General features: G+C 64.5%; 10 protein-coding genes. 6 read left to right on the top strand and 4 right to left on the bottom strand.

Annotated features, from left to right (window positions below; all coding sequences use genetic code 11):
- Positions 1-64: 64 nt before the first annotated feature.
- The 6 genes from VT84_RS30730 (at position 65) to VT84_RS30705 (ending at position 5706) form a co-directional block, all read left to right on the top strand.
- Positions 65-496: a hypothetical protein gene (locus VT84_RS30730; protein WP_082842202.1), complete on the top strand. Its 432-nt coding sequence runs from the start codon at positions 65-67 to the stop codon at positions 494-496.
- On the top strand, positions 496-720 hold the full coding sequence (locus tag VT84_RS30725; protein WP_082842201.1) for a hypothetical protein: 225 nt from the start codon (positions 496-498) through the stop codon (positions 718-720). Before VT84_RS30730 ends, VT84_RS30725 begins: the two co-directional genes overlap by 1 nt.
- A gap of 121 nt (positions 721-841) precedes the next feature.
- On the top strand, positions 842-1687 hold the full coding sequence (locus VT84_RS30720) for a DUF1559 domain-containing protein (protein WP_082842200.1): 846 nt from the start codon (positions 842-844) through the stop codon (positions 1685-1687).
- Positions 1688-1755: 68 nt separating this feature from the next.
- Positions 1756-3249, top strand: coding sequence for a hypothetical protein (locus tag VT84_RS30715; protein WP_082842199.1), 1494 nt, complete (start codon positions 1756-1758; stop codon positions 3247-3249).
- A 72-nt stretch (positions 3250-3321) separates the two neighbouring features.
- On the top strand, positions 3322-3639 hold the full coding sequence (locus VT84_RS30710; protein ID WP_052556935.1) for a hypothetical protein: 318 nt from the start codon (positions 3322-3324) through the stop codon (positions 3637-3639).
- Between the two features lie 54 nt (positions 3640-3693).
- Complete coding sequence (locus VT84_RS30705) at positions 3694-5706, top strand: NAD(+) synthase (protein ID WP_082842198.1); 2013 nt, start codon at positions 3694-3696, stop codon at positions 5704-5706.
- Positions 5707-5785: 79 nt separating this feature from the next.
- Here VT84_RS30705 and VT84_RS30700 read toward each other — a convergent pair whose 3' ends face one another.
- The 4 genes from VT84_RS30700 to VT84_RS30685 form a co-directional block, all read right to left on the bottom strand.
- The gene (locus VT84_RS30700; RefSeq protein ID WP_052556930.1) at positions 5786-6823 is read right to left on the bottom strand and encodes a prenyltransferase/squalene oxidase repeat-containing protein; all 1038 of its coding nucleotides are present in this window, start codon (positions 6821-6823) and stop codon (positions 5786-5788) included.
- 114 nt (positions 6824-6937) lie between these two features.
- Positions 6938-10192, bottom strand: a complete 3255-nt coding sequence (locus VT84_RS30695; RefSeq protein ID WP_082842197.1) for a hypothetical protein — start codon at positions 10190-10192, stop codon at positions 6938-6940.
- Positions 10193-10415: 223 nt separating this feature from the next.
- Positions 10416-12602, bottom strand: a complete 2187-nt coding sequence (locus VT84_RS30690; protein ID WP_157470014.1) for a hypothetical protein — start codon at positions 12600-12602, stop codon at positions 10416-10418.
- Between the two features lie 326 nt (positions 12603-12928).
- Positions 12929-15523 carry a hypothetical protein gene (locus tag VT84_RS30685; protein ID WP_082842195.1) on the bottom strand — a complete coding sequence of 865 codons (2595 nt, stop codon included), beginning with the start codon at positions 15521-15523 and terminating at the stop codon, positions 12929-12931.
- Positions 15524-15576: the final 53 nt, after the last annotated feature.

Below are 15576 nucleotides of genomic sequence, written 5' to 3'. Positions count from 1 at the left end.
GAGCGTGCCTGTTGCACGAGGGCCTACCAACCGGCTCACACCGGCCGTTCGCTCGGAGACGAGCATGAACACATTTGAGCGCGACCGTATCGTCATTCGCTACCCAACGAACTGGACCGTGGACGAGGCCGAAGACCCCGAAAGCGGCGGCTGGACCGTGACCGTGTCCAGCCCGGATACCGCGTTCTTCATGATGTCGCTTCAGCCCGACGCCCGCGATCCGGGTGACCTCGCGGACCAGACGCTCGAGGCGCTGAAGGGCGAGTACAAGGAGCTGGACTCGGAAGAAGTGATGGAGACGATTTGCGGGCAGCCGGCTATCGGTTTCAACGCGGACTTCCTCACGGTCGACACGGCCACAAACTGTCGCGTGCGGTGCATGGACACGTTCGCGGGACCGTTGTTACTACTCACCCAAGTGAGCGAGTACGACCGTGAGCAAAACGAACCCGTGCTGAACGCCATCATCAAGTCGCTCAATGTCGATGCCGAGTGATGCGTACCGCGTTTCTCGTTCTGCTGGGCTGTGCCGCGCTCGATTTGATCGCAATTGTTGTGCTGCTCAGCATTGTGTGGGTGTTGCACCGGCAGATGCGCAAAGAGGCCGCGGCGCGAGGCGAGGTGATCGTGTCGGCCGCGTCGCAGTTCGGGTACGTTTTCGCGGGATTGATGTTGTTGCTCGCGTTGTGCTGCGGGTTGGCCGCGGCACTCGTGCTGTGAGCGTGACGGCTGTGTAACACGGACCGCGATTTTCTCATTTCACCGTTGCGTGCCGCGCGCCGGCTCGTTTCACTGATAGTTGCCTTTTTGTTCGTCGGCCCTGACCCATTGAGGGGCTGTCATGCGCCCGCTTGCTCGCAATCGTTGCGCGTTCACGCTGATCGAACTGTTGGTGGTGATTGCGATTATCGCGATCCTGATCGGGCTTTTACTCCCCGCGGTGCAGAAAGTCCGTGAGGCCGCGGCCCGGATTAAGTGCGCGAACAACATGAAGCAGGTCGGGCTCGCGTTCCACAACTACCTCTCCGCACACGACACGTTCCCGCCCGGCTGGCGCGCGGACTACCACAACTACGTGGTGTGGCTGTTGCCGTACATCGAGCAGACCGCGGTCGCGGCGCGGTACGATCTGAACCTGCCGTACACGCACGCCTCGAACGTCCCCGCGGTCGAAAATGACATCACGATTCTGGTGTGCCCGTCCGCACCGGCCCGGTCCCGGATGTTCGCGTGCGATTACCCCATTTCTGAATCGGTTTCTGTGACGCAGAGCGAGTTCGGGATACCGACCACGACCGACACGAACTGGAGGACCGGTTTCTTCCGCGCGAGCAACGAGTCGGTGCGGGTGAGCGCGGTCAGTGACGGACTCTCGAACACATTTATGGTGTTCGAGGACGGCGGGCGCCCGGAATCGTGGGCGAACGGGAAACGCATTTCTGGCGGGATCATGAACGGGAACGAGCGCTGGGCCGATTCCGAGAACCGGATCACGATCGAGGTGGTGTGCAACGGGACCAGCCCGATCAACTGCCACAACGGGAACGAGATCTATTCGTTCCACTCGGGCGGGGCGAACTTTCTTTTGGGTGACGGGGCCGTGCGGTTCTTCCGCCAGAACATACCCGGGGCCGCGTTCGTCGCGTTGTACAGCCGGGCCGCGGGCGACGTGGCGCCGAACGAGTGACGGCGGGTCGCGTTCCGGGGCGGCGGTCGGTAGGATGTTGACACCGACTGCTCCCGATGGAACCCCGAATGTCCACCGACCCGTTCGCCGTGAAGCGCCAGGAGATGCGCGACGAGTTCTTCGCCAAGTTGTTCTTACTCGGCGGGTGGCTCGGTGGGACCGATACGTACAAGCGCACGATGTGGACCGCGGTGCCCGAAATCGCGCTCCAGCGCGCGGCGTACACCCTCACGTTCCGCAAGGGTTTGCCCGAGGTCGGCGCGAACAATCGGCTCGTCATGGCCGGGCACGAAGCCATGCTCGCGCAGTGGTTCCACCGGCCGCTCAAGCGAGCCGACATCGAACTGTCACGCGCGTGGTACGCGACCCAATCTGCAACGAAAGCGTTTCCGACCGAAGTGTGGGACGCGGTACTCCAGCAACCGGGTGAAGACCTCACGTTACCCATCGACATTTGGGGCTTCCCCGGCGGGCAGACGTTCCTCGCCGGCGTACCGAGTATCACCTTTGAAGGCGCGGGCGGGCTGATTTCCTACCTCGAACCCGCGATGTGCCGCTACTTCGCGCCGATCATCCAGGCGACCAAGGCCCGCCTCATGAGCGAAGCGACCCCGCGCGACGCCGAGTTCGGGCTGCGCTCCGCGCCGGTCGAGGTGTGCAACCTCGTTCTGCTCCTCGCGCGGTTCGTCGGCGGGGCCGGGACATCGGGGGGCGCGCAACTCACTTCAAACGACACGGCCGAGTTCGTGTGGCCGGAGCTGTTCAAATCGATCGGCACGATCGGTCACGAAATGATGTGTGCCGCGCAGTCGTTCGATAAGACACTCGCGGCGAGCGAGTATGAGATGATGGACCGGTTCGTATCGAAGATGGGCACCGCGTCGCTGCTCTGTGACCTCGTGGACGCGGAAACTGTCGGCTTAGAGAACGCACTTCGGGTGATTCGCACGCACCCAGAAACCGACCGCGTGGGCGTGCGTGTCGATAGCGGCGACATCGCGGCGCAGTGCGTACTGTACTTCCAGCGCATGAAGGCGCTCGGTATCCCGCCGCGCGTGATCGTCTTCGAGGACGAAGTCACCCCCGACGGCGTGCGCCGCGTCTACGACGTGTTCCGCACGCAGACCGGTATCGAGCCGACGATGCTGTTCCCGGGGGCGGGCGGGTACTGGTGGAAGCTTGTTCATCGCGACACCGTGAGCGCGGTGTTCAAGCGCACCGCGACGGCGGACCGGCCGAACGTGAAGTTTTCTAATTCGCCGGGTAAAGAAACGATTCCGGGGTACGTCCGCGTGTACGCACGCGGCGATACGCTCGTCGTCGCGGACAAGAGCGAGGACATCGACGGCGAACCGCTGTTCGTGAAGCTAGTCGAGCAGGGCCGTGTGGTGTACTCGGAGGATTTCCGCACTCAAGCGGCTCGCGCGGAACGCACCTGGGCGCGGTACACGCGGTGGGAGCCGTCGCCGTTGGTAGCTGAACACCTGAGCCGCTTCAACGCGATGCGCACGGCTGAAGTCGCGGAGGCCCGCGCGAGGTTGTCGGTGGGGACTACGGAATAATTGCCCGTTCGCCACATCGCTGGTCGCTGCGCACGGGGGCGCACTTGGTAGAATGTTGGTGGAGGGCGAGCGATGGACGACGGGGTCCGACGTTCGGTACTGCAATTGCTCGGTAACGCGATGAGTGACATTTCGGAAGACTGCTGGGCCGCTGGGTGGCTCGGCGGAACCGAATATCACGTTCCGGAACTGTGCCGCCGGGCCGCCGAGTCCGGTCGCGCTCAACGTTGGGGCGCCGGTACGGTTACCCCTGATCGGGCGCTCGGCCTCGTGTACCTCACGGAACAAATTGGGTGCTGGGCGGATCTCGATGCTGCCGGTGTTGCGTATGTGCCTCATCACCCGTTCCCGATTCCGCTAGAACATCTCGCGGTACTGGACCGGCAGTAGTCGTAACGGCCGATTCGGTGCCCGGTGGATCAACGCCCTTGGTGCCTTGTGGCCATGAAGATAAACGGTTTCCTTCGCGTCGCGGCGGCCAGCCCGGAACTGCGGGTCGCCGATTGCCCGTTCAACGCGGACCGCACGCTCGCGCTCATGGCGCGGGCCGAGGGGCAGGGGGTCAACCTGCTCGTGTTCCCGGAGTGCGGGCTGACCGGCTACACCTGTCACGACCTGTTCCACCTGGCGTCGCTCCAGCGCGCCGCGGAGGAGGCGCTCGCGAAGGTGGTGGAGAAGGGTGCGACCGTGTTCCGCGGGGTCGCGGTGGTGGGGCTGCCGCTCGCGATCGAGGGGCAGCTCTTCAACTGCGCCGCGGTCATCCACGCGGGCAAGGTGCTCGGGATCGTCCCGAAGACGTACCTGCCGAATTACAAAGAGTTCTACGACGCCCGGTACTTCTGCCCGGCCGACAACGCGAACTTCTCCGCCGCGTCGTGTGCCGGCCAGAGCGTCCCGTTCGGCACGAACCTGCTGTTCGATTGCCGCACGATGAACGGGTTCACGCTCGGCGTCGAGATCTGCGAGGATCTCTGGATGCCGGTCGCCCCCAGCGCGCTTCAGGCGCTGATGGGTGCGACCGTGTTCGCGAACCTGTCCGCGAGCAACGAGGTGATCGGCAAGGCCGGGTACCGGCGTCAGTTGGTCAGCTCGCAGTCGGCCCGGTGCATCAGCGGGTACGTGTACGCTTGCTGTGGTGAGGGCGAATCGACGACCGACATCGTGTTCGGCGGGCACTGCATGGTGGCCGAGAACGGCGTGATCCTCGCCGAGTCCGAGCGGTTCCGCCACGGTCAACAGTTGCTCGTCACCGACCTCGACCTCGACCGGCTCCTGCACGATCGCATCCAGACGAACACGTTCCATGACGCCAACCGCGTCGCGGACTTGGGCCTGGGGAAGTATCGCACACTGTCGTTCGATTTGGAGGCTACCGCGCGCGAGCCGAAACTGGTGCGAGCGGTGGACGCGAGCCCCTTCATCCCGTCCGACCCGGCCACTCTCGACGACCGCTGCCGCGACATCTTCCAGACGCAGGTCGCAGCGCTCGGGCGCCGGCTCTCGCACGTCGGGCTGCCGACCGTTTCCATCGGCGTGTCGGGCGGGCTGGACTCCACGCTCGCGCTGCTCGTCGTGTGCAAGACGATGGACGAACTGGGGGTGCCGCGCGACGGCGTTCACGCGCTCACGATGCCCGGGTTCGGCACGAGCGCGGGCACGCGGACGAACGCACACGACCTCGCCCGGGCGCTCAACATCCAGTTGCGCGAGATCGACATCCGCTCGATGTGCCTGGACCAGATGCGGGCGCTCGGGCACGCCCCGTTCGGCATCCGGCTCGAGAACGAAACCGTGGTCTCGCTCTCGGAACGGCTGCTCCGGCTGGCGCCGGACAACCGCAGCGACCTCACATTCGAGAACGTGCAGGCCCGCGTGCGTACCGCTCTCCTGATGAACGCCGGGTTCGTGATCGGTACCGGCGACCTCTCGGAACTGGCGCTCGGGTGGTGCACTTACAACGCCGACCACATGAGCATGTACAACCCGAACGTGAGCATCCCGAAGACGCTGGTGAAGTTCCTGGTAGAGTGGGCCGCGCACAACGAGTTCGACGGACCCGCCCGAGACACGCTGCTCAAGATCGTGAACACGGAGATTTCGCCGGAACTATTGCCCACGACCGCGAGCGGCGAGATCGCGCAATCGACCGAATCGACGGTCGGCCCGTATGAGTTGGTGGACTTCTTCCTCTACCATTTCCTCCGCTTCGGTGCGGAACCCGAGAAGATTCTGTTCTTGGCGGGGCACGCAAAGTTCTCACGCGAGTACACCGCGGACACCTTGCGCCACTGGCTCCGGGTGTTCCTCAAACGATTCTTCGCGAACCAGTTCAAGCGGAGCTGCCTGCCCGACGGCCCGAAGGTGGGGTCGGTGAGCGTCTCGCCTCGTGGCGACTGGCGCATGCCCAGTGACGCCGCGGCCCGCGTGTGGCTCGATGCGGTGGAGCGGAGCGAGTAGGCTTTTAAACGAATCGTGAATCACGAAACGCCAGCGGGCCGATTGGATGAATCCAATCGGCCTGCCGTTTCACAGTAGGTTACTTCTGGTAGATCGGTAAGTAGTGCGTCGGCACGCTGAGGATCAGCACCGCGATGGCGGTCTGGTACGAGGCGCCGTAGGCCGCTTCGAGGCGCGAGTCGTACCACTCACCGTTGCCCTTCTGGTAGCCCGGCGAGAGCAGCTTGTCGCGCATCCGCTTGTAGTACTTCTCCCACAACTCGCCGCCAATCTGGTTCATCGCGTGGCAGGCGTAGTAGTGGCCGTACCAGTAGTGCGCGCGGTCGTCGCTCACCTTTTCCAGGTACTCCACCGCCTGCTTGATCTCGTCCGCGTCGTACTGGCCGCACAGTTGGAGCACGCACACCCCGGCGGCGGTCCGCGCGTAGCCCGCGCCGGCCGAAAAGGGCTGGTACTTGTAGCCCCCGGTGCGCCGGTCGTAACAGCGGTTCACGTACTTGATGGCGTCCTTCATCACCCGGTCCGGGACGTGGATGCCCGCGTCCTGCGCGCCGCGGAGCGCCATCACCTGCATGATCGTGACCGAGATGTCCGCGCCCGTGGGGGCCGGGTCGTAGCGCCACCCGCCCTCGTTGTTCTGCGTCTTGTTGATGAGGTCGATGGCGCGCTTGGTGACCTTCTTCACGTCCTCGTCGCCGGTCGTGCCGTAGGCCTGTGTGAGCGCGAGCGTGGCCATGCCGTGGCAGTACATGTTGCCGCCGCGTGCGCCGACCAGGTAGCCGTCCTCGCGCGCGACGGAGCACAGGTTCCGGATGCCCTTCGCGACCGCCCGGGCGTGGTCGCCCTGGGTCGGCATGTGCCCGTTCGACATGAACGCGAGGAGCACGAACCCAGTGATCGCCGTGTTCCCCCAGGAGCCGTCGGACTCCTGTTTGTCGGCGAGGTACTTGAGCGCCTTGTCGACCGCTTTCTTGGTGTCGTCGTCCATCTTCACGTTGTCTTTGGGGACAACGCTCATCGGCTTCTCGTCGGCCGCGGGCGGTTGAGTGGCGGCCGGGGCCGCGAACACGCCGCCGAGGGCAGCGGCGAGCACGGTCGCGAGGACGGTTCGGCGCATAGAAAGCTCCCGCGAACGAGATCCGGAGGGCACTTGCATTCTGTCGCTTAGCGGAACCGGTCGATTGGCTCGAACGGTTGCCAGGGACGGGACACCAGCGCTTTCCGCGAAGAGTCATTGAGACGGAAGGCCGGCGAACCGACACGTTCGGTTCCCGGCCCTCAAGGTCGTTACAGGTCGTGGGGCTTGTGGGTCACTTCCCGCTTCCCGGAGCGGGGGCATCCCGGCCGGTTTCCCGTTCTTGATGTTGATGTTGTACTGCTTAATCAACTCGCGGAACTCGGCCGGGAACTGAGTATCGGCGGTTTGCTGGACCTTGTCGCGGTCCTTGTTGCGCAACTTGATGAAGTTGCTGTCACCGGTCGCATTGTTCCCGGCGGACCCGGTGTTCTTCAGTTTGTCGCTGCCATTCACGTCGCCTTCGCTCACCCCCATGTTCATCGGCTGGCCCATGTTCATGCCCATGCCGGGTTGCATTCCGGGCTGCATACCCATGCCAGGCTGCATCCCCATACCGGGTTGCATGCCCATTCCGGGCTGCATCCCCATCCCCATCATTCCCATGTTCATACCCATGCCGGCCTGGGCCATCATCCCCATACCGGGTTGGGCACCCTGCATGCCCTGGGCCATTGCTGCTTGGTTGAGAGCTTCGAGTGCCTGTTGAAGCCCCTGGGCGGCTTGCTGTTGGTTCATCCCGGCCTGACCGGGTTGCCCCTGTTGGAGCTGGTCGTTGGCCTTGCCGAGTTGCTCACCGGCCTTTTGCAACTGGTTCTGCACGGCCATCGGCGCGTTCGCCTGGGCTTGTTGCAGCGCGGCTTGCGCCGCGGCGTTTGCTTGCTGCGACTGCTGGAGCGCCTTCGCTGCTTCGAGAATTTTCTGCTGCAGCTCGGCGAGGAACTCGGGCGTGGGATTCACGGGCAACCCGTCTTCGTCCAGTTCTTCAAACAGCTTCTTGTCTTCGGGTTGCAACTCTTTGTCGTTTGCCCCCTTCTCGTCCTTTTGCAAGCGATTCTCGTCTGGCTGCCCTTTCTCGTCCGGTTGGGCCTTCTTATTTTTCTCCTTCGCTTCGCAGACCTTTTTCAATTCGTCGAGCGCCTTGTACCCGTGCTCGACGGCCTTTGGCAGATCGCCCTTTTCGAGCGCTTGGGCGGCCAAGTCTGCGGCCTTCGCGGAATCAAGGAGTTTTTGTTCGGCCGCTTTCTTCGCGATGTACTTCTGAAGCTTCAGGATGCTCAGCTTCTTCTTGTTCATCATGTCGTTCATGTCGTCCATCATGCCCTTGTCGCCCATCATCGGGTTAACAATGGGGATGTCGGCCATGTTCGCTTTGTCGGCGGCCATGTTCGCTTGCTCGATGGCCTTGGCGAGTTGCTGAGCTGCTTGTTGCGGGTCCACCTTGTTCGGTTGCAGCGCGGCCTGGTCCACGGCTTCCTGGCTCTTCTTTTCGTCGAGCTTCTTTTGAACCTCTTTCGCGGCGTCGGCCAGTTTGTTGGCTGCGTCCATTGCTTTCTCGCCGCCCATCATCGGCATGTTCATGGCGAGGTCGTTCTTCGCGCCCTCTTGCTTCGTGGTGGCCTCGTCGACCTTCTTGGCCGCGTCCGGGGCGAGTTCCTTGAGTTCCATCCCCACGTCCTTCGTCGGCGGCGTGAGGTCGTCTTGCTTCTTGGCGAGGTCGCCCGTTTCGGGCTTCTTGGGGTCCGAAGCGGCCTTGTCCGCGGCCTTCGCCAGTTCCTTTTCGTTCTTAGCGAGTTCTTCGAGTTTGTTCTTCAGTTCGTCCAATTTGGCGATCTCGGCGCGGCGCTCTTCGATGGCCTTCGCTTGCTTTTCGAGTTCGTCCCGGGCGTCTTGCAGCGCTTTGAGGGCTTCCTGCTGGTTCGGCTTGGCGTCGACCGGCTTCTTGTTGTCGAGCTTATTGCTGGCCTGCTTTTGTGCGTCCACGGCCTTGTCGAGCGCTTTCTTGGCGTCGGTGTTCGGCGGGAGCGGGGTGTTGCGCAGATCGTCGGTCTTCTTGGCCACGTCCTTTTGGGCGTTGGCCGCGTCCGGGGTGCGGTTCGGTTGCTCCGCGGCCTTTTCGGTCTTGGCGTTCGTGTCCTTCTGTTCCTTGATGATCTGTTCGACCTGCTCGATGGCCTGTTTGGTCGCGGCCAGCGGATCGACCTTCGCGAGTTCCGCGGCGGCGATCTGGCGGTCGAGTTCGTCCTTCGCGGCCTTCAGTGCCTCGAGGGCCTTTTCCTGCGGCTCCTGGGCGCCGGGGATGTCGCGGTCGCGGAGCTTGTCCTCGGCCTTCCACTGCTGCGTTTCGGCCGGTTTGAGGGCGTCGGCAACTTCCGGGGCCGCTTTCTCGGCAGCCTTGCGCGCGTCGCGTGTGGCGAACTCGGCCTTAGTCTGTGCGTTCGCGAGTTCGTTCGCGCGGACGGTCTTCGGGTCGGTCCCGGGGCGCCGCGGGCGTTCCAGTTCGACGCGCTCGGGCTGTTCGGCGGTGTCCTTGTTCACCTTCGTCTGGGCGTCGATGGCCTTCGCGACCTGCTTCTGGGCCTCTTTCAGGGCCTCCATGCGGTTGCCGGGCGGGTTGCGGAGTGCGGCGGCGAGGTCTTTGAGTTCCTTCGCGTGCCGGCGCTGGCGCTCGACTGCTCCGCCTTCACCGACGAAGTTACCGGCACGAAGAGCCGGTACGGTGTTACCCATGTCGGCCGCGAGTTTGATCCCGCGGGCGTGAGCTTCGGCCTTTTCGACGCGGGCGAGTTGTTCCGGGGTGAGTTGCTTCTCGTCGATGAAGCGCTTCACCTGTTTGAACACCGCGAGCACTTCCGTGCGGAGGTCGGCTTGCTCGATGGCGAGTTCTTCGCGGTCGTCCATGCGGAAACCGGAACGCGCCGGCAGCGTGCTGTTGGTGTGCGCCGCGGTGACGAGCTTAATTTGCTTCTCGGCGGCGAGTTCCAACCGCTCGGCGGCTTCGTCGAGGTTCTTGATGACGTCGAGTTGGCCGAGCATGACCTTGAGCTGCTGCACGATCCGCAGGTGCTTCGCGTAGGCCTCTTTTTGTTCCTGGGTCGCGGCCACCGGGTTCGGCGCGTTCACGGCTTTTTCCAGGTGCGCGAGTACCTGGGCCATTTGTTCCTGGCTCAGCCCGCGGAGGTCGTCGGCGACGCCGCGGAGCATCTTCTGCTCGGCGTTGGGGGCGAGTCGCTGGAACATCATGGCGTCGAGCGTGGACGACGTGCGCCGGGCGGCTTCGTCCACGCGGGCCTTGACCTTCTTTTGCTCGTCCCGCTGCTTGATCGCTTCGGGGTCTTGGGAAATGGCCATCGGGACGACCGTCCCGACCAGCACCAGAGCGGCCACGAACCAACCACGGCGAGCGGTCATCGGCGGCCTCCTTGAGGCGGTTGGGACGCGGAGAGCGGCGGCCCGGTGAGAAGTCTTTCCAGTATCCAATCGCAGTAGACGGAATTCAATCGGAAAGCATTCGCTCTGTTACGCGAACGTTTCAGAAAACGCGCCCCGGCGGCAAGGCATGCAAATGACTCGCCGGGCGCCCGAAAATCCCCAGTAACTAATACCCGTTCCCGGCGCGGGTCAGACACCGGGGTTACTTTTTCGGCTCTTTCGGCGGAGTCACGGTTTCGCGGAAGACGTTCGCTTGGTCCGCGGCGAGATCGCGCAACTTGTCCTGGAGCCGGCGGTTCTGTTCGTCCCGCATCTTCAGGGCCAGCATCGCGTCCTCGGCACTCACGAGCGTTTTTCGACGCGCCTCTTTCGTGTACCCGGGCGCGCGCCCGGGCGTGGGGTTCTTATCGAACACCTCCATGAACAATTCAACCGTGTCGCCCAGTTCGAGTTTCGCGGTGGTGAATCCCCCGCCGCTGTCGGGCACCTTTTTAATGAGTCCGTCGATCTCGAACATGTACCGCCCGCCCGCTTCCAGTCCGCCCGGTTCGGTGCTCGGATCGGGTGAGGGGAACGAGTAAAATTCGACGTTCACGCGGAACCGGTCCAGTTTGCTCAACCCCTGCCAGGACTTCTCGAACAGACCTAGGTCCGGGACGTACTTGCCGACCGTTTTGAGGTCCGCCGTGACCGGCTTCAGCGTCAGTCGCGTGAACACCTTGTTCTCGGGATCTTGCCGCGGGTGCTGGATGTCCTGAAGCTCCTTCGGGTAGGCGTCCGGCGCGACGCCCTTGGGAATCACCCGGTACGCGATGTTCGCCCGGCTGATCCCCTGTTCGGACCGGGCGTGGTAAATCACCATGATCCGACCGCCCTCGGCCAGCGGGAACTTGTCGCCCCACTCGTGCGCGATCTTCGCGTCCGGGCTGCCGTCGTAGTCCGTCGGGTCCGGGTGGCGCATCGATTCGGGCATGAACGCGACGGTTGGGGGCCGATCTTCCAGCATGCGCACGTTGCGCCGGATCGGGACCGAGTTCACGAACCCGCGGTCGTCGGTCAGCTCGATCCGGTACCCGATGGTTTTGCCGGTGGTGGGGAACAGCCACACGGCGGACTTGCGATCCGCGCCAACGTCGCGCGGGGCGTGGAAGTCGGCGGGGCCGTCCGGGTAGTCCTTTTCGCGCACGCCGTCGCGCACGATGGGGATCAACCGCGCTTTCTGCACGGGCTTGTTGAACTTCGCTTCGACGAGGATCTGGGACAGTGGCAGGGCGTCCGTCACCTCTCCGCGCACTCCGCCGTCGCTCTTGCGGACGTAAGGCGCGCCGGTGGGTTGAGTGCCCAGGTACTTCGGGAGCCACTGCTCGGCGGTGATCGCGTCGCTGTCGCTGCTCAGTTGTGGCGGCGGCTCGAACCGGATGCGCCCCGATTCGCGCGTCCGCCCGTTGTCCAGGCGCGCGGTGAAACTGAAATCGAGCGACGACGCGGGGAGCTTCGCCACGAAGTACGCGGCCCCGTCCTCGCCCTCAATGGCCTTCTCGTAGACGAGGTCGTAGCTCTCTTCCGGTTGCCCGTCCGGTTCGACTCGCAGTCGCCCGGAGAACCCGCCCGTGGATGGGGGGAGCGTGAACCCGTGCTCCGCACGGAGCCACTCGGTGAACCACGGGCGCGGGTAATCACCGGTAACCTTGTACCGCACTTCGACTTCCGCGCCGGTCGGCCACACTTCTTGCGAAACGTTTTGCAGGTGAATTGTGCGAGGGATTTCCACGCTCTGGAGCAACTGGCGCTTCACCAGTACGCTGGCCAGCGCGGGCTTCGCGACCGCGTAAGCCGCCCACCCGCACAGTATCGGACCCGCGACCAGTGCCGCGAACGCGAGGCGCCGGTAGTCGATCAGCTTGAGGAGATTGTGGCGCGCCGCGATCTCGCCCGCTTCGCGCGTGACGTCCGCGATCAGTGACGGGGACATGCCCTGTGTGCGGGCCGTCGGGCGGTTCAGTTGGAGCGCGGTTACGAGCCGGTGCCCGAACTCGGGGATCGCTTCTTCGGCCCGGCCCGCGAGTTCGTCCACCGAGGGCGTTCTGCGCCACGGGCGGACGAGCAAGTAGTACGCGAGTACGAGCGCGAAGAGTACTTGCCCGCAGGTCATACAGACCCGGAGCCATTGGGGGGAGTCGTCGATAACGGCCGCGGCCGGGGGCCGGAACCCGTGGTGGAGCCGGAGGTGTTCGGTGAGCCAGCGCTCTTCGGCCGTGGGCGCCGAGGCGGGGGCGAAGACCCAGGTGTCTTTGAGAAACTGGCGCCACGACTCGGAACCGAGGTAACGGTCGGCGGTCCAGTCGATGAGGCACGCGACCGCGAGCACGGCGCCGACGGCGGCCCCCACCGCGCGCCGCCCCACGCGAGCCGGACCAGTCGCTCCGTGAACCGCCAGTGCTGGAGTTGTCCGAGTATGTGAGTCATGTGCAACGGCGCGAAGCAGGGGTTTTAGATTTAGCCCCGGAGGGCGTAGGCGCGTAGCCAGGGGTGAAACCCCTGGCGGGGCAATACCGGTCGGGGCACGCGCCCATTTACGTTGTGCCGGCGCGTCAGATCTACGCGCCCGCGGTCTCCAACACGAATACGGCTCCGGTCGGCTCGGGTAGCCCGCCAGGGGTTTCACCCCCGGCTACACGCCCACGCCCCTCCGGGGCTGAGTACCGAGAATCGCCCTCAACTCAGTCCGCAGAATTTACGCAAGAACCATTCGAGCGACAGCAAGCAGATCAGGAGCCCCATCCACCACTTGTTCCACAGGACGATTTCGTCGCGCCGGGTGAATTTCGTGTACTGCGGCTTCACTTCGTTTGGCAGTTTGAACAAGTCTTCCTCGTGGTAGAACTTGCCGGGCTGCTCGACCGCGCCGCTATCGGCCGCGAGTTTCATCATTTCGAGTTCCGCCAATCCGCCGGGCGCTTGCTCGTGGTCGGGCGGCAAGTTGACGCGGTATTCCAGGTTCGCGGGAGATTTGTTGTTCGGCGTCACCGTGAGTTTGAAGCGCCCGAACTGGTTGAACGGCAACGGGGCCACGAACTCACCGTCCTGCCCGTGGAGTTTCCGCAGCTTGATCGCCGAGGTGCGGTTCTGGTCGTTCGGGTCCGCGTCGAGTTTCTCCAAGGTCGCGTCGATCTCCTCGGCGGTGTACGGTTTGAAGTTCTCGTCGAGCACGCGGGCGTAAATCTGGCCGCTCTTGCCCTGTATCGGTTCGAGCGTGTCGAGTGACGCCTGCGTTAACTTGGTCCCGAGCGCGCGGGGCACGCCGGCCAGGTACACGCACTGGCTCCAGAACCGGCCGAAGTACCGGTCGGCCTCGTTGAACCGCCACCGCCAGGTGTCGTCGAACGCACAGAACAGGACGTAGCCCTTGCCGTAGTAGTGCCCCGCGAGCAGCGGCATCGCCCGATTGTCCGGTTCGGGAGTGCGAGCGGTCGGGTGAACGAGGAACGCTTCCGCGCCCGGCTTGAGGCGCATAACGGGGTAGTACCACTCGATCGGCTGGAGCTGTTTCTTTGCGGTGCGGCTCGAATCGGGGGCCGGAGGGGTGTCGATCATCCCGACCGGTGTGACGCGCCCCCACAAATCCCCGTTGTCGAGCGGGTCGTCTTCGAGGGTCACGAGCGGGTTTCGCGTCGCGGTCGGCGCGAGCGCCGGGACGAACGGCTGGTAGTACCGGCCCTGGGGCGGCTGGATCGCGAACTTGACCGGCTTCAACTCGACCGGCAGAACGTCGGCGATGGTCGCCTGCCCGCTCTCTTCGTTGAGCCACCCGGTCGGCCCGTTCCACTTCCCGGCGACGTGAACCATCCCGCCGCCCTCGGCCACGAACTCCTTGATGACCTGCTGCTGCTCGCGCGAGAAGAACTTGCCCGGTACGTCGCCGAGGATGAGCAGATCGTACTCGTTGATGAGCTTGCGGAACTCCTCGCGCTCCAGACTGAGCGTGCCGTTGAGTTGGCGCGTGAATTCGAGCAACCACGGGTAGCCGGACTTCATCGCTTCGCGGTCGCCCTCGGTGAGGAAGAACCGCGCGTCCACGCGGCGGTCGCGCAGGAGCGCCCGCTGGAGGAACTGGAAGTCCTTGCGGGGCAGCCCTTCGACTACCAGCACCTTCAGTTTCTTGGTGGTGACCTGTGTGGGCTTGGTGGTCGAGTCGGTGAGTGTGTCCGTGGCGACACCGGCTGCTCCACCGGGGGTTACTGTTATCGTGACGGTAATTTCTTGCTTCTTGGACTCCGAGTCCTCTTTGGTCGGCACGAAGGTGAGCACCTCGCGCAGGTCGTCGCCCGCGCGGACCGGGATGCCGCGCTTGGCTACGACTTCGCGGTCGCCGAACTTCGCCACAATGTCGACCGTCCCCTCGCGGACGCCCCGAACCGCGTAGCGGACCGGGATGGCTACGGTGTCGTCGATGAACACCGACTCCGGCACGCTCGCATCGCGCAACCGGAGCTGGCCGAACGAGGAGCTGCCGACGCCGTAGATGTGGAGCGGAATTCGGCGCACGCGGTACCGTTCCGCGAGTTCGGCGAGGCTCTTGTCGCTGGCGTTCTCGCGCCCGTCAGTGACAAGGACCACGGCCGCGGGTTGCTCGTTCTCGTCGCGGTTGAGTAGCTCAAGGGCGGCGCTCACTAGTGCGGTGCGCGGTTGGTCCGCGGTGACGGTCTTGATCCACGCGGTGTCGCCGGAATCGCGCCCGGCGCGGCTGGTGCCGAACGTGGAGATTTCGAGCGGGCCGACCTTTTTGAGCTTGTTGAGGAGGTCGAGTCGCGGATTCGTGAGTGCGGCGCGTGCGACCTCCAGGCGCGAGGGGCGCTCGGACCCCGGTCCCCGGTCCGGGGGCGACTCCGCGGGGAAGGGCTTGCCGGGTTCGAGGAGGTTGAACGCGAGGGCCGCGCGCCACTGATCGTCGGCGTTCGGGCGCGGGTCTTTTTGGTCCATGCTCTGCGACACGTCGATGAGCACGGCGACGGTCCGGGGGCGCTCGCCGGTTTTGTCACTGACCCACACCGGGCGCATCAAGAGGAACGCGACCACGACCAAAGTCGCCGCGCGCACGCCGGTAAGGAGCAACCGCTGGCCGGTCGTCAGGCGCCCGGCTTCCTTCGCGTAGAGCACGACGACCGCGGCGACCGCGATCAGCCCCAGTGGGATCGCCGCCCAGGGGACGATCCCGCCCCGAACTTGCGGTTCGCCAATGAATAAGCCCCAGAACAGCCCCACGAGGGGCGCGTCGGCGAACAACGAGGTGGGTGCGAACAGTGTGTTCATAAGTCGTTACACTCGTCGTGACCGGCCACCGTTGCGAACCCCACTCCGAAAAC

Source organism: Gemmata sp. SH-PL17 (genome assembly GCF_001610855.1).
Taxonomy (GTDB): Bacteria; Planctomycetota; Planctomycetia; order Gemmatales; family Gemmataceae; genus Gemmata; species Gemmata massiliana.
This window is presented reverse-complemented; position numbering and strand designations above follow the sequence as displayed.